The following is a 24,226-nucleotide window of genomic DNA, read 5'->3' on the forward strand; positions in this document are numbered from 1 at the left end:
GGCCGCAAAGGTGCGCAGCGTCGGGTCTTCCAGCAGGTTGCCGGCCGGGTCGAAGTCGAAGGTCTCTTGGCCGAGGGCGCTGTTGGCCTGCAGCAGACGCCCGACGGGGTCGTAGCGGTAACTGAGGCTGCCGCGCCGGGTGTCGCTGATGTCAGTGAGTTGTCCGGCTTGGTCGTAGCGGTACTTGCGGCGGTTTACATATGCGGTGGTGCGGTCCAGGTGCGAGAGCGTTTGCTCCAGCAGCCGGCCTGCGGCGTCGTAGGTCTGCGACTGGGTGAGCCGGTTGCCTTGGGTGCGAATGGTTTCGCGGTGCAGGTTGTCACGCTCGAAGCCCACCAGTTCTTGCCCGTCCAGGTGGATGCCGTGAACGTGGCCGCTGCCGTAGGTGAGCACATCGACACGGTGACCGTCGGGGCGGATGGTCGTGATGCGCTGGTTCAGGGCGTCGTATTCGTGGCGCCAGACCGCAACCCGCTGCGGCTCCACGCAGGTGTAGTGCTGATGCTCTCGGGTGACGTTGCCTGCGGCGTCGTGGAACCATTGCAGGCGGCTCGATGCGTTCTCGGCCAGGATCAGGCGGCCGTTGCCGTCGTAGGCAAAGGATTCGCTTGCGAAACGCGGCACCTTGTTGTTGGCATCGACCAGCCCGGCACGGCGGCGTGTCAGGCGCCCGATGGCATCGAAACCGAACTCCACCATGAGCCGGCCCGGCTCCATTGCCCAATCCAGTACGCCGCTCTCTGGGTGGTAGTGGTATTCGGTCGCCTCGCCGTCGAAGCCGGTCTGCTTGAGCAGCCGGCCCACCGGGTCGTACTGGAAGCTGATCTGACGGGCGTTCTCGTTGGTCAGGCCGGTGAGGCGGCCGAGCTTGTCCCAGCGGTAGGCGAGCGTGCCGTTGGCGGCGTCGGTGCGGCTGGCGATGAGGCCGGCTTCGCAGTAGGTCCAGGTGGTACGCCGGTGCAGTGCGTCGGTATGGGTCAGGAGCCGGCCTTCTGCGTCGCGCTCGAAGCGCTCAGCGGTGTCGTCGGGGCGGATCAGCCGGACCAGTTGGCCGGCTTCGTATTCGTAGCGCGTGTCGCCACCTGCCGCGTCCGTGAACTTGCTGAGCCGGCCACGCTTGTCGTACTGCCAGGCGCTGGTCTTGCCGGAGCAATCCGTATAGGCCGTCAGTTGGCCTGCGGCGTTGTAGGCGAGCTGCTTCTTGCCGCCCTTGGCATCGGTGATCTCGACCGGCAAGCCGGCTTTGTTGTAGGCGTATTCGGTCTTGTGGCCCAGCGGGTCGATCTCTTCGGTGAGGTTGCCCTTCGGGTCGTAGTCTCGCTGCCACAGGCCGCCTTCGGCATCGCGGACCTTGATGAGCTGATCCTTGTCGTCGTAAGCGTAGTGGACGCGGCTATCGTCGGCGCGGATGTGTTCGACGAGATTGCCGCGCGCGTCATAGCTGAAGCGCTCGATGCTGCCGTTGGTGTGGAGGTGCTGGACGACATTCTTGGCGTCATCGCGGAAGAACCATTCGGACAGGCCATCCGGGTGCTTGATGCGATAGGTGTAGCCGAGGCTGTCGTAGTAGTGCCAGGTTTCGTTGCCGTGGGCATCCGTCACGTAGGTCAGGCGGATGTTCTCGTCCCACGCCAGGCGGGTGTCGAAGCTGCCGTCGTCGGCCCACTCCCGAATCGCCTTTGCGTCGGGACTGTCGCCTGTCCATTGCAGGTTCATGCCGCGTCCGGTGCGGTCGGTGTAGCGGGTGACGAGGTGGTGCTGGTAGGTGTAGTCCCAGTGCGCGGCGTTCTCGTCCTGAGCCAGGATGAGGTCGCCGGCTGCGTCGTACTGGTAGCGCGAGAGTTGGCGCACAAGTTGCCCATCGGCGATCTGCCAGAGCTCGGTAATGCGGCCTTGTTCGTCGGGGCGAATGCCGACGTGAGCCAAGGTGGTTTGACCTTGGTAGGCAATCACATCAGACAGGACGGTGCGGTTGCCAATGCGGTGGTCGTAGTGCAGGGCCACGCTGGCGCCGCTTTTGAGGGTGACGCCGGTGAGGCGGAAGCACGCGCCATGGCGTTGATAGGCCTCCTGGCTATCGAAGCCACGCGCGAGCGTGAGGGCGTGCTCGGAGACGCGCACCAGCGTCACGTCCTCAATCGGATCGTGGTGGAATTTGCCAATCTCAGGTAGCGGATAAGCGTGGCTGCGCCCATCGGCGGCGTGATACATCAGGCTCTGCCTTCCGCGCTCCGTCAACACATCAAAGCGTGTGGTGAAGGAGGTGATCCAGCGCGCGCCTTGTTCGCCGTCATCGTAAGCACCGAGGCTGGAGCGGTAGGTGCGTGTCCATGCGATGGGGAACAGGCCTAGTAGGACGAAATCGGAGTGCACGAGTGTTTCATCGCCCTTGGCCAGGCTGATGCTCATGCCGGTGCCGTCCGGTGCTGGACAGTTCTTGCAGCCGGGTGCGCCTGTTACCGTGGCCTGGCTCCGGGACCCACCCAGCTCGCCTTCGTGCGCAGTGTGCTTCGCCTGACTGGTCTGGCTGGTATGAACGTTGGCGGCTTGCCCGCTGCTGTTGCGCTTGCGCCATGCGGAAACGGCCGCGGAGATTTGCCCCAGCGACCATCCGATGGTGTGTGCGGTGGCCGGGTCGGTCTGTTGCCCCATGTGGGCGGGCAACTGGATCGCGAGTTGACGCAACTTGGTGACCGTGGCGTCAATGCGTTGTCGGGCTGCGGCGGGCGCGACCGCCTGCGTAGCGGTGTTGCTCATCACCTTGCCGGAAGCCTGGTAGGCCTTCCAGGCAGCGCCGAAGATGTTGTCTATCTTGGATGCCGGGTCGTAGCGAATCGGTTCGGCAGCGGTTCGCGGCTGAGAGGCAACCGCTACGACCTTGCCCGCTGCATCGCGGCTTCCGAATGCCACGCGTTCGATGCCGAGGGCGAGTTGCTCGATCATTGCGGCACCAAGCTGCGCGGCGTCGCTCAAGATGCTGGCTATCCGGCCCTGGGCCTGTTTCACAAAGTCGTCGATTTCGCCAACGATGGTTGCGTTCAGGTGGCCGACAAGGACTTCGACGAAGGCGTCTCCGAGTGCTTCCTTCCTGCGCTGCTGCAATTCCTGGCTGGCAAGCATGAGCATGGGGCGCAAGCTCATGCGGGCAGCAACCGTATCAGGCGGGTTGGGTGTGATGGCGATCAGATCGGTTCCGAGGTCGGCCAACGCTGGCAACGCAGGTGGTTGACTGACCATTGCCACGATCCCATCTAGTGCGCCGACCAAAGCCATGATGTTGCCGGCCACCGGGATATCCCCGGCGACGGTCTGCAGGTGCTCAAGCGTGACGGAGCCACCGCTTATTTCACGCAACCATGCATCGACCCGGGCGGCTCCGATGCCAATGTCTTCGAGGGCGATCGTGCTCAGCGGGGCGACCGCAACCTGAGGTATCCGGGGCTGGCTTGCTGGTGTGGAAGGTGTCATGACCTGTTGTTTTCGTTCGTGTTTGTTTCAGAGCAGGCGTGCGATCAGACGGGACCGGGCATGCGCGCCGTGGTGGGGTGGATGTGACCGCTGACGGCACTCAATATGGGCGCCGTGCTCGGCAAGACCTTGCTCAGAAGCGCCTGAGCGCCCGACAAGCCGAGGCTGGCGAGTCCGGCAGGCCCGGCCTTGTCGGCATTGGCAACCTGCCGACCCATCTGGAGAACTTGGCTTGCTATAACGCCGGGCAATGCGGGGGAGGTGCCCTCAGAGGAAGTTGGACGCGCACCTTGTTTTGGCCACGTCCGGTGACCCACATGGCTGGATTTGGCCCAGGTATCGGCCGGGTCCTGGCCGAAGGTGACGCGTGCTGGCCCTGGCGCAATGCCGCTGACCGCTGCAAAGCCCTTGGCATCCAACGTGCCCTTGACCACCTTGCCCAGCGCATCTTCCACGCGGAAGTCGCCACCCTTGATCCCCAGGCGGTTGGCGTATTGGTTAAACACCTCCAGATTGCCCTGGCCGGGTTTCGGCTTCCCGGGGAACTGCGCTAACTGCGTAGCCGCTGTAGTGACGGTGTAACCGCCAGCGTGCACGGTGTAGGCGGCTGGGGTCTTGTGCGTGATGCCGCCGGCGCTGTAAGTGGTGCCACTGCCGCCACCACTGATCACCAACGCCTCCTTGGCCGAGATCGTGATGCGGTTGGCCGTGGCCGTCACGTTGAGCTTGGCCAGCAGGTTGACGCTGTTCTGCAGGGCGCGCAGGTCGATGTCACCGCTGAAGGCCACCAGCCGCCAGCCCAGGCTCTGGATGAAGACGCGCACCCCACGGCTGACGCTGGCGAGCAGTTTCTGCCCAACCGCGAGGCTGGCGTGCCCGGTGCTGGTGAGGGCAAGGTGTTCTCCGGTAGCCAGATGCATCGACTTGGGTGTGGTGGCTTCGATGCCGGCGGGGCTGGCGAGGACGAGGTGCGGCGCACTCAGTTCAGGGAAGCTTCCAGTCTCGGGGTTGGCTGATCCCTTGCCTCGGATATCGTCGTTCTGGGCCTGTATGGTGCGGGCGACTTCGGCCTGGTCGCCAGGCTCCTGCGCTTCGTGTTCCTGCGCGAGTTCGGCGAAGGTTTCCTGCTGGTCGCGCGCAACGGTCAGGCGTTGCACGGTTTCGCCAAGGTCCTTGTGGTGAGCTTGGGCGTTCTGGCGTAGCTCGGTGGTGACCAGCATGCCGCCACCGGCACGCACGACACCTTGCGCGTCGGTGCGCAGCTCGAAGCCTTCACCGCGCTTGTCCTTGCGCCCTTGGCCGCGCAGCACCCGCGTGATGAAGCCCAGGCTCAACCACGAGCTCCGGTGGTCGCTCTGGAGCTGCGTCTGAATTTGCCCCTCGGTGTCGTCTTGCACGAAGGTGTTCGTGCGGCCGCCGTGCAGTTCCTTGCTAACGAAGCCGGAGAGTGCGTGCTGTGCAGGCAGCGGCCATTGCGGCATGTTGTCCCGGTTGGGCACACGGCCGGTGATGATCGGGCAATCCGGATCGCCATTCAAAAAGTCGACGATGACTTCCTGGCCGATGCGCGGGATCTGGATGGCGCCAAAGCGCTCGCCCTGCCAAGGGGAGGCGGCGCGTACCCAGCACGTGCTGTTGGCATCGCGCTGGCCGATGCGGTCCCAGTGGAATTGCAGGCGTACGCGCCCGAACGCGTCGGTCCAGGTTTCTTCGCCTGCGGGGCCCACGACGGTAGCGGTCTGCGGGCCGGTGGTGCGTGGCTTGGGTTGGGTGCGTTCGGGGCGGAACAGCTCATTCGAAGGCTGAGCGGTGAAGGCGACTTCGCACCGCCAAGGTTGAGAACCTCCGGAGGCTTCGGGCACGTCTTCAATCAGGAGCTGCGTGCCGAGAATCAGGTACTCCCGATTGGCTTCGTCCTGCAGGAAGTGCGTCAGCTTGAAGGTGCGGCCCGGCACCATCGCGCGTACATTGCCCGCGCCGCTGGCACGCCGGCCATGCTGGCGCAGCGCTTCCATGCGCAGGCGGGCGATCTGGTTGCCTTCGGCCCAGGGGTCGTTGCCGGTGGCGGGCTGGCTGTGGTCGCCGGGCCATTCGCGCACTTCGGCATCGGCGTGGGCAGTGTCGAGTGGGTCGGACGCGCGGACCGTCAGATCGGCGGTCGGCTTGACGAAGTCGTAGTCGGAACTCGTCCATTGGCCGGACACAACGCGGTCGTGCAGTTCAAATGCGTGCAGGTGTTCTTCGTCGATGCGATCGGCCGAAGGTTGCCAGCGGATGTTGTGATAGGCCGTGCTGGCAAACGGCGCAAACGCGCTGTTGCTGTCGGTGAGCACAAGCCGATGTTTGCCGCCACGATGCGCAATATGCCAAGCGATGCCCCATTCCTGCGTGAGGCGCTGGAAGAATTCGAAATCGCTTTCACCGTATTGGACTTGGTACTCGCGCCTGGGGTAGCGCGCGACATCCAGGCGGAGCTCGACGGGGAAGATGTAATCCGCGAGCAGTGTGTCGAGAATCTCGACGACGCTTTGCTGCTGGAAGATGCGGAAGTCGCGGTTGCGGGTGGCGAGCCAGAGCCACGGGCGCAGCGTGAGGCGGTACTTGATCTGTCGGCCGTCAGGGATCGGGCCGTGGATGTCGGTGACGATGCCGGTGATCTCGCGCGCGCCTGCGCCGAAGCCGCCTTCCAATCCTGTGCCATTGCCATCGAGGGCGATGGTGACCGTGACTTCCTGGCCGCGCAGGGCATTGGTGTCGAGATTGGCGGCGGGACCGAATAGAGCGTTCTGCTCGTCAGGGGTCTTGAGTTCGAGCTCGTACTGGAACAGTTCGCACAGGCGCTCGGTGCCGGTCAGCTTGGAGAACACCAAGGCTGGCTGGCCCATGATCTCGGGCAGGCCGTTGCCCGTGACGCTGACGGTTCTGGTGGATAGCGGCAGGTCTCGATGGCCCATGGAGTGGTTCTCCAGCGTGGCAAACATGCGAGGGTAGCCAGCGAGTGCCCCGCTTGTGCGCGGCATCACCAAATTTGACTCAATTCATTGTGCGTCGAAGAGGTATCCCGTCTCGGTTCGAGGGTTCTCGATCCGGACGGAGCACAGGCGAGCCGCCTGGCTGGGCTCTATGCGACCTTGTTTTCCTGAACACCGTCCCTTGCGGCCAGCCAAGTTGCCGGTGGTGGATCGCGTCGATCAACCGGCATAGGCCGAATCTGATTTATAGTTCCGCCCGGTTTTGATGAAACCACAGTCATTACACTTTCCGGTATCGCTTTCGGTGCCATAGAGAAAGTGATCGAGGTGTGGAAGCCTCGTGACTGGCGGGCAAGGACCGAGCATAGGACCTTGTCCTCATTTGCTATGGCCTGGCGTCATCATCATTGGGTGAGCCAGGCGAGAGCGGCTTCGGCCGCGCCGATTGCTAGTCATCGGACTTCCACCTTGCCTGTGCTCGCCCACCCCCCCCTTCATTGGGCGAGCGCGGTTCCGTTCATCACGTGAAAAGGAAACCCGATGACCCGCTCGATCCCCGAATCTTTTAATCCCAAACGCCTTGAGGCGCATGCCGAGCTGTTCGACAAGCTGTCGAAGTTGCGCACGATGCTCGCAATGCTGCATTCCAACGGCTTCGAGCACTTCCGCAGCCTGGATGAGACGCGGCAGGCGGAGTACCTCTGGACGTGTATGGAATACGCAGATGGGGCGTATCAGGCGATGCTGGCGTCGGATGGATTGGTGGGTGGTTAGAACCGTTGGCGAACCGCTTCAATTGCTCACGCGGCTGGGCGATGAGCTTTGCCAGAGGTGGGCAACCGCGGCAACTTCCCCTGCAATCCCTCCTTCAGAAAATCAAGCAGATGCCGTGTCGCCAGCGTGCGGTAGCGGCTCGGCATTGCCAGCATGTAAAGCCGACTGCCGAACACGGAAAACCGATACCCCGGCAGCACGCGTTTGACGTGGCCCGCGTGCAGATCATCGGCCATCGCGTAGTAAGGCAGGATGCCCAGCCCATTGCCCGCGCGCACGGCGGCCTGCAGGAACAGATAGTTATCGGACGAGACGCCAGGGTCGAGCGTGATGTGTGTGCGCTCATCGCCCAATTGCGCGGATAGCCGCAGCGGTTGCCCGACCGCCGGCGCGCTGACGATGGTGTGCTCGGCCAACGCGTCGAGCGTCTTCGGCATGCCGTGCGCTGCCAGGTAGTCCGGCGCGGCGCACAGCACCCAATCGACCTCATCGAGCAGCGTGGCGACGAGCGATTCCGGCGGGTTCGAAACAATGCGCAGCGCCACATCCACATCTTCGCCAATCAGGTCAGATACACGGTTGTCGAATCGCACATCAAGCCGGATGTCCGGATACTCACGCTTGAACGCCACCAGCAGCGGCGACACCAGCAGATGCCCCAGCCCCGTTGGCACCGACAGCCGCACGCTCCCTTGCAGCGATTTGCCCAGCGACGACACCAGCGCATCCGCCGCCGCCATCTCACGCAGGATGCTGCGGCCGTGCTCGTAGACGCCGGCGCCGACCTCGGTGGGCTCCACCCGGCGCGTGGTCCTGCGCAGCAGTTGCACGCCCAGCGCGCGCTCGAACGCCTTGAGCCGGTGGCTGACGTTGGAGCGCGTGGTCTGCAGCTTGCGCGCCGCCGCCGACAGGTTGCCCGCATCGACAATTTCCACGAACAGCTTGAGCGCATTGAGATCCATGGTGGCCAACGAGATTGGTGAAGGGGATTCGACATTCTGTTGATTGCGGGTTGGATTGTCAAAACGCACGAACCCGGTAACATCCTGCGGAATATTCCACAGGAGCATGTGACATGGCGCTCGATGACGAATCCTTCGGCCTGCTGCAGCAATCGGTGCAGCGCTTCATCGCAGAACGGCTCGTGCCAGCGGAGAACTTCCTCGAAGAAGAGGACGACGTGCCTGCCGACATCGTCGCCGACATGAAGGAGATGGGCCTGTTCGGCCTGTCGATTCCGGAAGAGTACGGCGGCATTGGCCTGGCGATGGCGCAGGAATGCGAGGTGGCGTACGACCTCGGGCACACGGCGCTCGCCTTCCGCTCGGTGTTCGGCACCAACGTCGGCATCGGCTCGCAGGGCATCCTGATGGACGGCACCGAGGCGCAGAAAGCCGGCTACCTGCCGCGCATCGCCAGCGGCGAGCTGATCATTTCGTTTGCGCTGACGGAGCCGAACGCCGGGTCGGATGCGGCTTCGCTGCAGACGCGCGCCACGCTGGATGGCGATGATTACGTCATTAACGGCACAAAGCGCTTCATCACCAACGCGCCGCGTGCCGGTGCGTTTACGTTGATGGCGCGAACCGGGGGCGAAGGCGCGGGCGGCATTTCTGCCTTCATTGTGCCGGCCGACACGCCGGGCATCACGCTTGGCAAGCCCGACAAGAAGATGGGCCAGCGCGGCACCAAGACGTGCGACGTGATGCTCGACAACGTGCGTGTGCCAGCCGGCAATATCATCGGCGGCGTGGCGGGGCAGGGCTTCAAGACGGCGATGAAGGTGCTGGACCGGGGGCGTCTGCATATCTCCGCACTCGCCTGCGGCATGGCGCATCGCCTCATCACCGATGCCGTGGCCTATGCCAAGGAACGCAAGCAGTTCGGCCAGCCGATCGCAGATTTCCAGTTGATCCAGGCCATGCTGGCCGACAGCCAGACCGAGTTGTACGCGGGCATGTCAATGGTGCGCGACTGCGCGCGCCGCTACGATGCCAAGCCCGTCGGCAAACAGGACCACGAAGTCAGCATGCTGGCCTCCTGCACCAAGATGTTCTGCACCGAGATGGTCGGCCGTGTGGCGGATCGCGCCGTGCAGATCCACGGAGGTGCCGGCTACATTGCCGAGTACAAGGCTGAGCGCTTCTACCGCGACGTGCGTCTGCTGCGCCTGTACGAAGGCACGACGCAGATCCAGCAACTCATCATCGCCAAGAATCTGCTGCGTGACTGATCTGCGCACTTCGATGACGGTTCGATGACGATTCCCCGACCGTTGATTTGCGTCAACGGTCGGTGGGCAGCTTCGTCCACCATACTCGACCATGGATGTGGCATCGCCTGCGCCGCAGGTACCGTGCCCGCAAGCCCGAAGGGGATGAACCATGGAGCACCATGCCGAGGTGCTGAGAGGTGGCCGATGGCTCGCGCGCAGCCCCCGCTGGCGCGATTTGCTGGCCGTGCTGCTGGTGCTGGGCATGTTGGTCTTGCTTGGCAGCGGCGCGCGGCAGATGGTTGGGCCGCTGGTCTTGGCCAACCAGCCCGAGATCTCGCTGTCGCCCGCAGCGCTGCCGGGTTACGTGCTGCGCACGGTGATGCGCATGCTGGCCGCGCTGGCGGCCTCGCTGCTGTTTACGTTCACCTACGCAACGCTGGCGGCCAAGAGCCGCCGTGCCGAGATGGTGCTGATCCCGCTGCTGGACGTGCTGCAGTCGGTACCCATTCTTGGCTATCTGTCGTTTACGGTGGTGTTCTTCATGTCGCTGTTTCCCGGCAACGTGCTTGGGGCGGAACTCGCGGCCATCTTCGTCATCTTCACCAGCCAGGCCTGGAACATGGCGTTCAGTTTCTACCAGGCGCTGCGCACTGTGCCCACCGATCTTGACGAGGCCAGCCGGGGTTTTCGGGCGTCGGCGTGGCAGCGCTTCTGGCGGCTTGAAGTGCCATTTGCGATGCCGGGCCTGATCTGGAACATGATGATGTCGATGTCAGGCGGGTGGTTCTTTGTGGTGGCCTCCGAGGCGATTGCGGTGGGCGAACTGCAAGTCGCGCTGCCCGGCGTCGGGTCATATGTGGCGCGTGCGATCCAGTTGCGCGACCTGGGTGGGGTCGGCTGGGCCATTCTGGCGATGAGCATCGCGATCATGCTCTATGACCAGTTGCTCTTCCGCCCGGTGGTGGCTTGGGCAGACAAGTTCCGCTTCGAGCAGACTGCCGCGCAGGTGACGCCAAGGAGTTGGTTGCTCGATGTGTTTCACCGTTCAGCGCTGATGCAGCGCGTATCAGCGCCCGTCGGCGTGGTTTTGCATCAGGCCGCGCGCGCGCCGCTCAGGTGGGCGTCACCCATGCCCGCATTGCATCTGTCGGTACCGCAGCGCCTGGGGGATGCACTCTGGCTGGCGTTGTGCGCAGCCGGTGTGGCTTATGCGGCGCTGGCGTTGCACCGGTTTGCCGGGCACGCCCTGTCGTGGGCCGATGTGCTGATTGTGGCGCGTAGCGGCGCACTCACCTTGCTGCGCGTGGCCGTGCTGATTGTCCTGGCATCGCTCATCTGGGTGCCGATCGGGGTGGCAGTTGGGCTGAGCCCACGCTGGACGGAGCGTGTGCAGCCGGTCGCCCAGTTCCTGGCGGCGTTTCCGGCCAACCTGCTGTTTCCGGTTGCGGTGTTCCTGATCGTGCATTTCCGGCTCTCGCCCAATATCTGGCTCAGCCCCCTTATGATCCTGGGGACCCAGTGGTACATCTTGTTCAACGTCATTGCCGGGGCGACGGCCTTCCCGAGTGACCTGCGCGAGACCGCGACGAGCTTCCGTGTCCGGCAGATCAACTGGTGGCGCAAGGTGATGCTGCCGGGCATCTTTCCCTATTACGTGACGGGCGCCATCACCGCATCGGGCGGTGCGTGGAATGCCAGCATCGTTTCCGAGGCCGTGAGCTGGGGGCCGGTGCACCTGAGCGCCGACGGGCTGGGCGCCTACATTGCGCAGATGACTGCCGCCGGAGATTACCCGCGCATCGCACTGGGCATCGCCGTCATGTCATTGATGCTGATTGCCATGAACCGGCTGCTCTGGCGGCCGCTCTATGCCTATGCGGAACGCCGCATGCGGCTGGACTGAACCGCCATGTCGAACCCACCATCTTCAGCGCTCCATATCGTTGTCACACCGCATGCACGGCCCGAGGCGTCCGTCATCGCGTTGGATCAGGTGTGCAAGTCATTCGCCAAGCCGTCCGGCGAGCCGCTGACCGTGCTGGCCAATATCGACCTGGCCGTGCAGGAGGGCGAGATCCTCGGCCTGCTCGGGCGTTCAGGCTCGGGAAAATCCACGCTGCTGCGCATTGCTGCCGGGTTGGTCAAACCGTCTTCCGGGCAGGTGCTCTATCGTGGCCAGCCGCTTGACGGGCCGGCTGAAGGCATCGCCGTCGTGTTCCAGACCTTTGCGCTCTATCCATGGCTGACCGTGCTCGACAACGTGGAGCTGGGCTTGGATGCGCTCAACCTGCCGCTCGATGAGGCGCGCAAGCGTGCGATGGCGGCCATCGACTTGATCGGCCTGGACGGTTTTGAGTCGGCGTTTCCGCGCGAACTGTCGGGTGGCATGCGCCAGCGGGTCGGGTTTGCGCGCGCGCTGGTGAGCGAGCCGACCTTGCTGTTGATGGACGAGCCGTTCTCCGCGCTGGACGTGCTCACTGCCGAGACCCTGCGCACCGATTTTCTCGACCTGTGGACGGAGCATCAATTGCCGACGCAGGCGGTGCTGATGGTCACGCACAACATCGAGGAAGCGGTGCTGATGTGCGACCGTATTCTCGTGTTGGGGGCCAATCCGGGGCATATCGTGGCCGAGATCAACGTGCCCCTGGCGCAGCCGCGCAATCGCCTCGATGCAGCCTTCCAGGCCATCGTGAACGACATTTACGCGATCCTCACCGCGCGATTGACCGAGACGCTGGACGCCCGGGGGCAGTCGCATGGCGGGTTGGCGATGCGCCTGCCGGACGTATCCAGCCATCAGATCGACGGGCTGATCGACGCACTGGCCGCACCGGCCAATGAAGGCCGGGCTGAGCTCGGCAGGATTGCCGGGGCACTCATGCTCAAGCTCAATGACCTGTTTCCGATTGCCGTCGCGCTGCACATTCTCGAATTCGCTGAATTGCAAGGCGGTGGCATCAAGCTGACCGCCGCCGGCCGCGTCTTCGCACAAAGCAACGACGATGAGCGCAAGCGCCTGTTCCGCGAGCACCTGCAGCGGTTCGTTCCACTTGCCATGCATATTCGCGAGGTGCTGGATGAGCGCGAGGGGCATCGAGCACCGCGTGCCCGTTTTGCGCTGGAGCTGCAGGATCACCTGAACCAGGCTGACGCCGAATCCACACTGCGCACCGCAATCGACTGGGGGCGTTATGCGGGGCTCTTCACCTACGACGACCGCACACGCATGTTCGGCAGCGAGCCCACGTAACGTCGCTCGCGCCGGCACATCAACCGACACCAATGGATGGAGCCGATCATGGCCTCGCACACGCGTCGTGCGGAGCGCTTCGGTGGGTGGCGTGCGGCCGTGCTCCGGGGCCGACGAGGGGGTGCTGTCGATGTCGAGCTTGATGGCGGAGGCCTTGGTTCCCGAAAATGGCGCCGGACTGGCTCTATATCCCGAGCCGGTTTGGCATCACAATGGACGCCGCGTGTCTGACACGCTCAATGTCACGGCTTCCGGAGTTGCCATGTACGTTCCCGCCCACTTTGAAGAGTCGCGCACCGAGGCGCTGCACACGCTGATCGCGCAGAACCCGTTCGGCTCACTGGTCACGCATGGCAAGAACGGCCTCGATGCCAACCACATCCCGTTCCTGCTGCTTCCCGAGGAAGGCAAGTTTGGCGTATTGCATGCCCACGTAGCGCGTGCCAACCCGGTCTGGCAAGACGTGACCAATGGCGACGAAGTGCTCGTTATTTTTCGCGCGGGCGATGCCTATATCTCGCCGACGTGGTATCTGAGCAAGCAAGAACACCATAAGCACGTGCCGACGTGGAACTACCGCGTGGTCCACGCACATGGCCGCATTACCATCCGCGACGACGAGCGCTTCCTACGCGGTGTGCTTGGGCGCCTGACGCGTGCGCATGAAGCATCGCAGCCCGTGCCGTGGAAGATGTCCGACGCCCCGGCCGATTACGTCAATGCACTGCTGACGATGATCGTCGGCATCGAGATCGAGATCACGTGGCTCGAAGGCAAGCTCAAGCTGGGCCAGAACCGGGAAATTCGGGATGCCCGAGGCGCCGGAGAAGCGCTCAAGGCCTCGGGCCAGAGCGTGATCGGCGATGCGATGCTCGCCAGCGTCGCAGCCAGGACGGAGTGAGGAGGCTCCCTCCGGCTCAACCCTGACGGACGCCCCCATGACCTGGACAAATATCTGGTTCTTCGTGATTCCTTACCTGATCGCATCGGCCTTGCCGGGGCCGGCCCAGGGTTCGATGGTGGCCCATGTCATTGCGCGAGGCAGAGCTTCGGCCCTGTCGTTTGTCGTTGGAATGGTGTCGGGCAACGCAATCTGGTTGGTCGCGACGATCCTCGGGCTGGCGACGCTGGCACTGCGCTTTGCGTCGGTGTTCGTAGTCGTCAAGTGGCTAGGCGTGCTGTATCTGCTGTTCGTGGCGTGGAAACTGTGGACGTCGGACCCTGCGTCCGGTGAGTCGCGCGAAACGCGGTCCAAGGGCTTTCTTGCCGGCGCGCTTCTGACGCTGGGCAACCCCAAGGCGGTCGTGTTTTTCGGGGCTGTGCTGCCGCAGGCGTTTGATTTGAGCGCTTTGTCGATGACCGAAGCGCTGTGCATTGTCGCGATGGGCGTTGTCATCGATCTGTCGATGCAGTCGTTCTATCTGGTGGCGGCATTGAAGGCCCGCAAGCTCATCACGGCGCCTCGCCACATGCGACTGGTCAATCGAGCTGCAGCAGCGCTGATCGGCGGGTGCGCACTGCTGATCGCGAAGCGGGCGTAACGGATGTTACGCATGGTCCCAACAAGAAAAAAACCTCTGCGAATAATCGCAGAGGTTTTTTTTCGCCCGCCCGCCGTAGCGGATTGGGTTACTTCACGCTGCGTGCCGGCAGCACCTCGCCGCGCACTTCACCAAAGCCAACGCGATAGCCGTCCCCCTGGCACCAGCCGGTCATGATGACTTCATCGCCGTCTTCCAGGAAGGCACGCGTGGCGCCGTTGCCCAGTTGCAGCGGCTGCTTGCCGTTGGTGGTCAGTTCCAGCAGGCTGCCGTACGAATCCGGCGTGGTGCCGCTGATGGTGCCGGAGCCCATCAGATCACCCACGCGCACGTTGCAGCCGGAGACGGTGTGGTGCGCAAGCTGCTGCGCCATCGTCCAGTACATTGCGCGGAAGTTGGTACGTGCAATGGTCGTGCGCTCGCCGCCGTGCGGGCGCAGTGCGGTTTCCAGTGCGATGTCGTAGGCGTTCGGCTTGCTTTGGCGCAGGTATTCGAGCGGCTCGGGCGATTGCGCCGGGTTGGCCACGCGGAAGGGTTCCAGCGCTTCCATCGTCACGATCCACGGCGAGATCGACGTGCCGAAGGTCTTGGCGTTGAACGGCCCCAGCGGTACGTATTCCCACTGCTGGATGTCGCGCGCGCTCCAGTCGTTGAGCAGCACGACGCCGAACATGTGGTCGGCCGCGGCATCGATGGGAATTGCTTCGCCCAGCGCGCTCGGCTTGCCGACCACGAAGGCCATCTCCAGTTCGTAGTCCAGCTTGCGGCAGGCGCTGAAGATTGGGCGCGGCTGGTCCGGCAGCTTGATCTGGCCCATCGGGCGGTGCAGCGGCGTGCCGCTCACCACCACCGAGCTGGCGCGACCGTTGTAACCGATGGGGATCTCCAGCCAGTTGGGCAGCAGCGCGTTCTCCGGGTCACGGAACATGCGGCCGACGTTGGTGGCGTGCTCCTTGGACGAATAGAAATCCGTGTAGCCGGGAATGTCGATCGGCAGATGCATCACCGCGTGAGCCTGTGGCACCAACACGCGCGCGTGCAGCGAGGCGTTGTCGCGCACGTGCGTGTCGGCCACGCTGAACAGCGTTTGCAGGCGCTTGCGTGTCTCGTGCCAAACGGGCTTGCCCAACGCGATAAACGTGTTGAGCGTGCCGGTGCGGAAGGCCCCGCGCGCAGATGCGGGCAGCAGGCCGGCATCGTCCAGTGTGCCGAGGTCGATCACCTGGTCGCCCAGGGCGACGCCCGCGCGCGGCGAGGGATTCTCCTTGGTGGAGAAGATGCCGAACGGCAGGTTCTCCAACGGGAAGTGCGTGTCGGGCGTGTTGGCCGATTCCAGCCAGCTCAAGAGTCGTGTGGTCATGTCGGGGGCGTTGTTCGTTCGTGTTGTGGTCGAGTCGAGCGGCTCAGCGCTGGTTCGGGTCGAACTGCTTCTTCAGGCCCTGCCAGCACTCGAAGTACTTGGCTTGCAACTGTGCCGATTCGGCCGCAAAGCGTGTCGGGCGGATCACCCCGGGCGTCTCGAACATGAAGGCCATCGTCGCGTCCACCTTGTGCGGCTTGGTGGTGTCCGCATGGCTGGCCTTCTCGAAGGTCTCGGCGTCAGGCCCGTGGCCGCTCATGCAGTTGTGCAGGCTGGCTCCACCCGGCACGAAGCCTTCGGCCTTGGCGTCGTACACGCCTTGGATGAGCCCCATGAACTCGCTTGCGATGTTGCGGTGGAACCAGGGCGGGCGGAACGAATGTTCCATCGCCAGCCAGCGCGGCGGGAAGATCACGAAGTCGATGGTGTCTACGCCCGGCGTGGCGGATGGGCTCTGCAACACCAGGAAGATCGACGGGTCCGGATGGTCGTAGCTGATCGAGCCGATGGTGTTGAACAGGCGCAGGTCGTACTTGTACGGCGCAAAGTTGCCGTGCCAGGCCACCACGTCCAGCGGCGAGTGGCCGATCTTCGCGCGCCACAGGTTGCCCTGGAACTTGGTGACGAGTTCGAAATCGCCTTCGCGGTCTTCATACCAGGCGTGCGGCGTGAGGAAGTCGCGCGGGTTGGCCAGGCCATTGGAGCCGATCACGCCAAGATCCGGCAGGCGGAAGAGGGCGCCGAAGTTCTCGCAGATGTAGCCGCGCGCCTCGCCGTCCGGCAGCTCGACGCGGAAGCGCACGCCGCGCGGGACGACGGCAATCTCCAGTGGCTCGACGTCGACCACGCCCATTTCGGTCAGCAGGCGCAGGTGACCTTGCTGGGGCACGATCAGCAGTTCGCCGTCGGCGTTGTAGAAGAAGCGGTTGGTCATCGACGCGTTGGCGGCGTACAGGTGGATGCCGCAGCCGGTTTGCGCGTCCGGCCCGCCGTTGCCGGCGAAGGTGACGATGCCATCGATGAAGTCGGTGCCGGCAGCCGGCGCGGGCAGCGGATCCCAGCGCAACTGGTTGGGCGAGGGCGGCACCTCATTGAAATTGTTATGGAAGCGCTGCTGCGCCATGGCCTCGAACGGCAGATGCACCGCGCCCGGGCGGATGCGGTACAGCCACGAGCGGCGGTTGTGTGCACGCGGCGCGGTGAACGCGGTGCCGGAAATCTGCTCCGCATACAGGCCATACGGCGCCTTCTGCGGCGAGTTCTGGCCGTGCGGCAGCGCGCCGGGCAGGGCTTCGGTGGCGAACTCGTTGCCGAAGCCGCTCTGGTAAGCGGGCCGGTCCAGCGACGCGGGGGTGAATGCGTTCTTGGCCGTCGGGGCGAGCATGTTCATGGTGAAGTCCTTGGAGAAAAAGTCAGGAGCGTCTTCAGGGAAAGCGTAGTCGTTACGGGGCCATCAGGCGGGCTTGCCGGTTGTGCGACCTGAGGCAAAGCGTGCGGCGTCCGGGCCACTGGCGGCCAGCGTTAGCGCCAGCACCATGCCGAACGACACCAGCGCCGGCACCGCCGCGGCCGAGAACAGCGCCGGTCCACTCCACTGCATGGCAATCAGTTGTCCGCCGATCACCGGGCCGATGACGGAGCCGATGCGGCCCACGCCCAGGCTCCAGCCGATGCCGGTGGCGCGCAGCGTGGTGGGGTAATACGTGGCGGCCAGCGCATTCACGGCAGGCTGCCCGCCGACGATGCAAAAGCCCGTCACGAACACCACCGCCACCAGCAACGGCAGCGCCGCCGCCACGTGGCCGATCAGCGCGACGGTGGTGCAGGCAATCAGGAAGCACATCGCCAGCACGCGCACAAAACCCAGGCGGTCGATCAGGCGGCCCAGCGTGAGCGTGCCGATCACGCCGCCCACCTGCAGCGCGGTCGCCACCAGCACCGAGGTGTCGGTCGGGTAGCCCGCGTCGCGAATCAGCGTCGGCAGCCAGTTCGACAGGAAATACAGGTCGATCAGGTTCATGAAGTTGATGACCCACAGCACCAGCGTGACCTTGGCGCGGCCCTCGGTGAACAGCGCGGAGACGGGCATACCTCGCGCCGGCGCCTCCGGCACGACAAATTGCGTCTGCGCATCCACCTTGAGCTGCGGATCAAGCTTGCCCAGCCAACGCGCGAGACGCTGATGGCGCGTTTGCGGATCGCCCTTGAGCACCAGGTATTGCAGCGATTCCGGCAGCCACAGCACCATCATCGTGCCAATCACCAACGGCACCAGCCCGCCCACTAGAAACACTGCCTGCCAGCCAAAACGCGACAGCAGCGCCGCACTTACGAACCCGCCCAGCGCAGCACCTACGGTAAAGCCGCACGACACCAGCATCATCCAGGTCACGCGCGAGCGCGCCGGACTGAACTCACCGGCCAGTGCCATCGCGTTGGGCATGATGCAGCCAAGGCCCAGGCCGGTGATGAAACGCAGGACCAGCAGCGCCTGCACGGTTTCCACCTGCGTGGTAGCGAGCATGCAAGCTGCAAAGAAGAGCGTGGCGATGATCAGCACCGGGCGCCGCCCGAAACGATCGCCCAGCACGCCAAAAACCAGCGAGCCGACCAACATGCCGAACAGCCCCGCGCCGAACACCGGTCCCAGGCTCGCCTTGGTGATATTCCAGTCCTTGATGATGGCCGGCGCCACATAGCCCATGGCCTGCACGTCAAAACCGTCGATGATCAGGCACAGCCCGCAGATGGCGAGCAGCAGAATCTGGAAGCCGCCGACCTTGCGCTGGTCGATGAGGCGCGCGAGGTCAATGGAAGCGGATGGCGCTGCGTGGGCAGCGGGGGCAGGGCGCATGGGTGGTCTCCGGTGGCGGCGTTGCCGCTCTGTTCTGGATTTTTGGTATGCGCGTATTGTCCGGATTGGCTGAAAATTTGAAATATCAATGCGAGAATGCATGATATTGATATTGTGAATGTTGGGGCGATGCCATGCTCAATCTGCGGGATGTGGATCTGAACCTGCTCGTGCTTTTTCAGGAAATCCTGCGCGAGAAGCGCATTTCCGTCGTGGCCGAGCGGTTGGGCCTGTCGCAGCCGGCGGTGAGTAACGCGCTTTCGCGCCTGCGCCAGACGTTTGACGACGAACTGTTCGTGCGCACCCCGCGCGGCATGATGCCGACCGCACTTGCCGAGCAGTTGGCCGAGCCGGTGGCTATGGCGCTCGATACGCTGCAGCGCGCCTTTGGTCAGCGCACGCACTTTGAAGCGGTCAGTTCCACACGCACGTTCACCATCGCCATGAGCGACGTCGGCGAGGTGTATTTCATGCCGGTGCTGGCGCAGTTATGTGCCGAGCAGGCGCCTGGCGTGCGTATCGACACGGTGCGTGCCGGCGCATTCGACATGAAGTCCGGGATGGAGGCGGGCGCCATCGACCTCGCCATCGGCGCGTTCGATGATCTTTCCGGCGAGAGCGTCTTCCAGCGTCGTCTGTTCCAGCAGGCCTTCGTGACGATGTTCCGGCGCGGGCACGCGTTAGCGGAGGGGGAGGTGACGCTGGAGCGCTTTCGCGCCGCGTCGCACCTGGTGGTGGCCAGTTCAGCCAGCCCGTATAACGCCATCGGTCCGCTGCTTGACAAGGCGGGGATCACGCAATCGGCGCGCTTCTCGGTGCCGCACTTTGTGGCAGTGCCATACATCGTCAGCACGACCGACTTGGTGGTGACAGTGCCGCGCAAGCTTGCCGAGCGCGCGGCGCCGCCGTTCGGGCTGCACTTCGTGCCGCCGCCGCTGAAGCTTCCGGCGCTGCAGACCAATGTGTTCTGGCACCGGCGCTTTCATCAGGACGCAGGCAACCAGTGGCTGCGCAATCTGGTGGCGCAGCGGTTTGCGGAGGTGGATGGATAACCTGTGGTAATGCTGAAAAGCCTTGAGCGTAAATCCGCAACACACCTCATCCCAATGGGAGCCGATTCGTGGCCCATCTTGCCAACCCAGACTTTGCACAAAGCGTTGCCGCCAGCTTCGATAGGCAAAATGCGATGCACTTGATTCGTGCCACGCTGCCTGTCGTCGAGCACGGGCGAACCGAAATCCATGTTCCGCATTGGGCGGGCGTGGAGCAGCAGCATGGCTTTGTTCACGGCGGGGTCGTCGGCATGATTGCCGATTCCGCAGCCGGTTACGCTGCCATGACGATGGTCCCGGCCAGTGCGTCGGTCCTGACGGTGGAATACAAGATGAACCTGGTCGCGCCTGCGGATGGCGACAAGCTCATTGCCCGGGGGCAGGTCGTTCGCCCGGGGCGGACGTTGATCGTGACGAAGGCGGAGGTGTTTGCCGTCAAGAATGGCAAGGAGGTGCTGTGTGCCCTCATGCAGCAGACCATCATGGTCATGCACGGCAAGGCAGAGAAGTAGCTGCTGTTCGCGCTGGCTCCGTCGTGCCGCCTCGTTGTGTTGCCCGGCGTCAGGAGGCGTTGGCCGGCAACGCCGTGCGTGCCGCATTCAACGCCTCGCGAAGCACCGCCATATCGCCGATGTGGTTGGCGAGCAGCAGGATGAGCTGCGCGTTGAGCATCGCGCTCTGCGCATCGGTGAGGTCGCGGTGTGTGTCGATCAGCGCTTCGTAGAAGTCGTCCGGGCGCGGCAGATTGGGTTGGGTATTGAGCGGCATGGCGGTCAGGCGGTGGCAGCGGCGCGCGGTGTCTCGGTGGGCAGGGGGAGGCCGGTGGCGCGACGGACGGCTGCAGCCAATTTGGCGATGTCGACGCCGCGCCAGCGTGCGCAGATATGCTGATCCGGGCGAATCAGGTACAGCGTGCCGGGGCGCGCGTCATAGCGTTGCGCGACGAGGCCGTCGATGTCTTCAAGCGCGGTCACGTTGGCCGACACGGTGCCCATGCCGCCCGACGGGAAGATCGCCAGCGTGGGCAACGGCAGCGCATCGACATGCTCGCCGGCGCCGCAGAAGCGCAGCACGCAGAACCCATCGCGCATGCGGGAAAGCAACCAGTCGGCGCGGCCATCTGCACCTCGCACCGGGGCATCGAGTGCGACAGCACCCGGCACCAGCGGCCCGGCGAACGGCGATTCGTCCGCCGTCAACAGCGGTGAGCCTTCGAGCACCGTCGGCACCGACAGCCGTCCGCTGTTGACCAGTGCGCGTGCAAATGGATAGTGCTTGGCCAGACGCAGCGTGGCATCGCGGAAGAGCCGGCTGACTGCGCTCTTGGGCGTGATGAAATCGGTCGAGTGCGTGGAGTGGCGGATGTTGTCATCCGCAGCGAATTCGCGCTCGCTCGCATAGGTGTCGAGCAGGGTGTCGGGGGCGTCGCCACGCAGGACCATGCGCAGCTTCCAGGCGAGGTTCTCCGCATCCTGCAGGCCGCTGTTGGCGCCGCGTGCACCGAACGGCGACACGCGGTGCGCCGCATCGCCGATGAACAGCACGCGGCCGTGGCGGAAGCGGTCCATGCGCTCGCACGAGAAGGTGTAGATGCTCACCCACTCCAGCTCGAAGTCGACACCCTCGCCCAGCAGCGCGCGCACGCGCGGGATGACGCGCTCGGGTTGCTTCTCGGCCACCGGGTCGGCATCCCAGCCGAGCTGGAAGTCGATGCGCCAGACGTTGTCAGGCTGGTGGTGCAGCAGCACGGATTGGTTCGGATGGAACGGTGGGTCGAACCAGAACCACCGCTCGCTCGGGAAGGGTGCCTCCATGCGCACGTCGGCGATCAGGAAGCGGTCTTTGAAGGTCTGGCCGTGCGCTTCGAGGCCCATCATCTGGCGCACGGGGCTGCGCGAGCCATCGGCGGCGACCACGTATTGCGCATGTTGCGTGTAGGTGCCGTCGGGCGTCTCGATGGTAAGCGTCACGCCATCGGCATCCTGCGCCAGGCCCGTCACCTTGCTTTTCCAGCGCAGCTCGATGTTGGGCAGCGCCTGCGCGCGTTCCACGAGGAAGCCTTCTACGTAGTACTGCTGCAGGTTGATGAAGGCGGGGCGGTGGTGGCCGGTTTCTGGCAGCAGGTCGAAGCTATAGAGGAGTTCGTTCTTCAGGTAGACCTTACCGACGTTCCAGCTCACGCCCTTGTCGACCATGCGATCGCCGCAACCCAGGCGGTCGAAGATCTCCAGCGAGCGCTTGGAAAAGCAGATTGCGCGCGAGCCGGCGGACAGCGTGCAGTCGTCATCCACAACGACGACGGGCACGCCCTGCTGGGCCAGGTCGATGGCCGTGGCCAGGCCGACCGGCCCCGCGCCGACGATGACAACGGGGCGGGGTGCCGTGGCACTGTCGGGCTGCTGTTCAGCACACGGCGTGTAAGAGAAGACGCGGTTCTGGAAATCGGGGTTCATGTCTCGCTCGCACCTGCGGCGGTCGTGGCCGCCGCTTTGTTGGTGGATGGTGGGTCGCCGGAGCGGTTGGAGCTGTCAGCTTTGCAGCGCCTGCCACATCTCCTGGTCGCGCTGGGCTGTCCAGATGCGCGGGTGCTTGATGCCGCTGGCCTCGTCATAGGCACGCGTCACGTCGAAGGGCAGGCAATGTTCGTAGATGAAGACCTGGCCGAACTTCGGGTCCATCGCCGCACGGGCGTGAGCCATGGCGGCCTTCAGGTCCATCTTCTGTGCCACGGCTTCGCGGCCAGCGTGGAGCAGCGTCGAGACGAAATCGCGCGTGTAGGCGAGACCCTTGTCGACTTCGGCCGGGTTGAGCAGCGCGGGCCCGCGGCCCGGCACGAGTTTCTCGGCGCCGAGCGCGCGCAGGGCATCCAGCGTGGCGGGCCATTCTTCGAGCTGGGCATCGCCGCAGTAGCAGGCGGCGTCGTATTCGACCAGATCACCCGAGAACAGCACCTTCTGCGACGGAATCCACACCACCGTGTCGCCCTTGGTGTGGCCCGGGCCAAGGTGCAGGATCTTCACTTCCAGCTTGCCGAGGAAGAGCGTGAGCTCGCGCTCGAACACCAGCGTCGGCCAAGTCAGGCCGGGCACGGTCTCGACACCGGCAAACAGGCGCGGGAAGCGTTCGATCTCCGACTTCATGTCGGCCTCGCCGCGCTCGACGATCATCTCGTACGTGCCGCGGCTGGCGATGATGTTCTGCGCGCCCTCGGCAAAGTAGGCCGACGCGCCCAGCACGCGCACCGCGTGGTAGTGCGAGAGCACCACGTGCTTGATGGGTTTGTCGGTGATGCTGCGGATGCGCGCGATCAGGTCTTGCGCCATCGCCGGCGTGGCGGTGGTGTCGACGATCAGCACCGAATCGTCGCCGATGATGACGCCAGAATTGGGGTCGCCCTCGGCGGTGTAGGCGTAGGCGTTGGGCGAGAGCTGGGTGAAGGTGACTTGTTTGGCCTCGAGGTCGGCTTGCGAGGCGAAGGCTTTGGCCATTCGGTCACTCCTGGTGTAGTGAATTACGGTTGGGGGAATTGTTGCGAAGCCGGAACAGGCCTGGAAGCGCGGTTGGGAGCACGCAGATGTCAGGTCATGCCGAACGTTGCCCATCATAGACGGCACGCTCTGGAGTCGCGCCTAGGGTATACGAGAGTTATGCTTAGAAGCATTGTTTTTACAATGCATAAAAATGAAATGTGGCAGATGGGCGCCTGCGGCATGCTACGCTCGCGCCACTTGCCGGCCTCCGGCACCTGCCCAACACGCACCCAACACGCGCCCCAGAGGACATGGAGACCACCGAAGTCGAAGATGACCTGTCGCCCGAAAGCGATACCGAGGATGCGCGCGCGAGTCGTGACCGCTCGGGCATCCAGTCCATCGAGGTCGGCGCCCAATTGCTGGCCGCACTCACGCGGGCCATGCGGGCGATGGCGCTGGGCGATCTGGCCCGCGCGGCCGGTATGCACCCGTCCAAGGCACACCGCTACCTGGTGAGCCTGCAGCGCGTCGGTGCCGTTTCACAAGATCCGCTGACCAGCCGCTACGAGCTTGGCCCGTTTGCGCTGCGCCTGGGCTTGGCGAGTCTCAACCGCTCGCAATCGATCATCCGCGCGCGGCCCTTGCTGGCCGGCTTGCGCGACCAGACGGGCCACACCATCGGCATTGCAGTCTGGAGCGATCGCGGCCCAACCGTCGTGCACTGGGAAAAGGCGGGCGGCGCGCCCGGTGTGAACCTGCGCATCGGCGATGTCATGCCCATGCTCAATTCCGCCACCGGCCGCCTCTTCGGTGCGTATCTGCCGATCGAGCAGACGCTGCCGCTGGTTGAGCGCGAGCTCCACGAGCGCACCGGCGACGACCTGCCAGACCTGCCGCGTTCGCTTACCGATTACTACCGCCTGTGCGAGGAGATCCGCGTGCAAGGCGCATCATGGGTCTCGGGCAGCCTGCTGCCGGGCGTGAGTGCGCTGTCGCTGCCGGTGTTCGGTGCGCACGGGCAATTGGCGCTGGTGCTGATTGCGCTGAATGTCAAGCCGCTGTTCCATGCGCAGCGCGGCGGTGGGCTCGAGGCTACGCTGCGTGCCTTTGTGACGCAGCTTTCTGCCATGCTGCAGGCTCCCATGCCGGAGCCTGCGTCTCGGTCCCCAAGACCTGGCGCGAGACGTGCGCGAGCCGAGCGTTAGGGTTCTCGCCAATTTCACCCTCGCGTAAAAAATTTACCATCCCGTAATTCGTGGCGCCC

Annotated in this window: 18 protein-coding genes; 9 read left to right on the forward strand and 9 right to left on the reverse strand. The window is 64.4% G+C overall.

Annotated elements, in window-relative coordinates:
- Both B4F51_RS23340 and tssI read right to left on the reverse strand, forming a co-directional pair.
- Positions 1-3,354, reverse strand: a 3,354-nt coding sequence (locus B4F51_RS23340) for a DUF6531 domain-containing protein (RefSeq protein ID WP_296229149.1), incomplete at its 3' end; no start/stop codon positions are given.
- 158 nt (positions 3,355-3,512) lie between these two features.
- Positions 3,513-6,449: a type VI secretion system Vgr family protein gene (gene tssI / locus B4F51_RS23345; RefSeq protein WP_296229151.1), complete on the reverse strand. Its 2,937-nt coding sequence runs from the start codon at positions 6,447-6,449 to the stop codon at positions 3,513-3,515.
- A gap of 531 nt (positions 6,450-6,980) precedes the next feature.
- On the opposite strand from tssI, the gene B4F51_RS23350 reads away from it, so the two are divergent.
- Positions 6,981-7,214 (forward strand): hypothetical protein, encoded by a 234-nt coding sequence (locus B4F51_RS23350; protein ID WP_296229153.1) that lies wholly within the window; start codon positions 6,981-6,983, stop codon positions 7,212-7,214.
- A 26-nt stretch (positions 7,215-7,240) separates the two neighbouring features.
- On the opposite strand, the gene B4F51_RS23355 is transcribed toward B4F51_RS23350, so the two are convergent.
- Entirely contained in the window at positions 7,241-8,176 is a 936-nt protein-coding gene (locus B4F51_RS23355) for a LysR family transcriptional regulator (protein WP_296229271.1), read from the reverse strand.
- Positions 8,177-8,289: 113 nt separating this feature from the next.
- Here B4F51_RS23355 and B4F51_RS23360 point away from each other — a divergent pair, with 113 nt between their 5' ends.
- From B4F51_RS23360 to B4F51_RS23380, 5 genes are all read left to right on the forward strand, one after another.
- Entirely contained in the window at positions 8,290-9,447 is a 1,158-nt protein-coding gene (locus tag B4F51_RS23360; RefSeq protein WP_296229155.1) for an acyl-CoA dehydrogenase family protein, read from the forward strand.
- Between the two features lie 151 nt (positions 9,448-9,598).
- Positions 9,599-11,332 (forward strand): ABC transporter permease, encoded by a 1,734-nt coding sequence (locus B4F51_RS23365; protein WP_296229157.1) that lies wholly within the window; start codon positions 9,599-9,601, stop codon positions 11,330-11,332.
- Positions 11,333-11,338: 6 nt separating this feature from the next.
- Positions 11,339-12,682 (forward strand): nitrate/sulfonate/bicarbonate ABC transporter ATP-binding protein, encoded by a 1,344-nt coding sequence (locus B4F51_RS23370; RefSeq protein ID WP_296229159.1) that lies wholly within the window; start codon positions 11,339-11,341, stop codon positions 12,680-12,682.
- A gap of 262 nt (positions 12,683-12,944) precedes the next feature.
- Complete coding sequence (locus B4F51_RS23375; protein ID WP_296229161.1) at positions 12,945-13,583, forward strand: FMN-binding negative transcriptional regulator; 639 nt, start codon at positions 12,945-12,947, stop codon at positions 13,581-13,583.
- A gap of 37 nt (positions 13,584-13,620) precedes the next feature.
- Entirely contained in the window at positions 13,621-14,223 is a 603-nt protein-coding gene (locus B4F51_RS23380) for a LysE family translocator (protein ID WP_296229162.1), read from the forward strand.
- Positions 14,224-14,311: 88 nt separating this feature from the next.
- Here B4F51_RS23380 and fahA read toward each other — a convergent pair whose 3' ends face one another.
- From fahA to B4F51_RS23395, 3 genes are all read right to left on the reverse strand, one after another.
- Positions 14,312-15,583 (reverse strand): fumarylacetoacetase, encoded by a 1,272-nt coding sequence (gene fahA / locus B4F51_RS23385; protein WP_296229165.1) that lies wholly within the window; start codon positions 15,581-15,583, stop codon positions 14,312-14,314.
- Positions 15,584-15,626: 43 nt separating this feature from the next.
- A complete protein-coding gene (hmgA, locus tag B4F51_RS23390; protein ID WP_296229166.1) occupies positions 15,627-16,973 on the reverse strand; it encodes a homogentisate 1,2-dioxygenase in 1,347 nt (448 codons plus the stop codon).
- Positions 16,974-17,036: 63 nt separating this feature from the next.
- Positions 17,037-18,437 carry an MFS transporter gene (locus B4F51_RS23395; protein WP_296229168.1) on the reverse strand — a complete coding sequence of 467 codons (1,401 nt, stop codon included), beginning with the start codon at positions 18,435-18,437 and terminating at the stop codon, positions 17,037-17,039.
- Positions 18,438-18,571: 134 nt separating this feature from the next.
- Between B4F51_RS23395 and B4F51_RS23400 the strand changes: the two genes are divergently transcribed.
- Together B4F51_RS23400 and B4F51_RS23405 are read left to right on the forward strand one after the other, a co-directional pair.
- The gene (locus B4F51_RS23400; protein ID WP_296229169.1) at positions 18,572-19,489 is read left to right on the forward strand and encodes a LysR family transcriptional regulator; all 918 of its coding nucleotides are present in this window, start codon (positions 18,572-18,574) and stop codon (positions 19,487-19,489) included.
- 68 nt (positions 19,490-19,557) lie between these two features.
- Positions 19,558-20,001, forward strand: a complete 444-nt coding sequence (locus B4F51_RS23405; RefSeq protein WP_349676325.1) for a PaaI family thioesterase — start codon at positions 19,558-19,560, stop codon at positions 19,999-20,001.
- Positions 20,002-20,050: 49 nt separating this feature from the next.
- Here B4F51_RS23405 and B4F51_RS23410 read toward each other — a convergent pair whose 3' ends face one another.
- The 3 genes from B4F51_RS23410 to B4F51_RS23420 all read right to left on the reverse strand — a co-directional run bounded on the left by B4F51_RS23410 (position 20,051) and on the right by B4F51_RS23420 (position 22,977).
- Positions 20,051-20,257: a DUF2783 domain-containing protein gene (locus B4F51_RS23410; RefSeq protein WP_296229171.1), complete on the reverse strand. Its 207-nt coding sequence runs from the start codon at positions 20,255-20,257 to the stop codon at positions 20,051-20,053.
- 5 nt (positions 20,258-20,262) lie between these two features.
- Complete coding sequence (locus tag B4F51_RS23415; RefSeq protein WP_296229172.1) at positions 20,263-21,942, reverse strand: FAD-dependent oxidoreductase; 1,680 nt, start codon at positions 21,940-21,942, stop codon at positions 20,263-20,265.
- Positions 21,943-22,017: 75 nt separating this feature from the next.
- Entirely contained in the window at positions 22,018-22,977 is a 960-nt protein-coding gene (locus B4F51_RS23420) for an MBL fold metallo-hydrolase (RefSeq protein ID WP_296229174.1), read from the reverse strand.
- A gap of 293 nt (positions 22,978-23,270) precedes the next feature.
- Between B4F51_RS23420 and B4F51_RS23425 the strand changes: the two genes are divergently transcribed.
- Entirely contained in the window at positions 23,271-24,167 is an 897-nt protein-coding gene (locus B4F51_RS23425; RefSeq protein ID WP_296229175.1) for an IclR family transcriptional regulator, read from the forward strand.
- Positions 24,168-24,226: the final 59 nt, after the last annotated feature.

Source organism: Ralstonia sp. UBA689, from assembly GCF_002298975.1.
Lineage (GTDB): Bacteria > Pseudomonadota > Gammaproteobacteria > Burkholderiales > Burkholderiaceae > Ralstonia.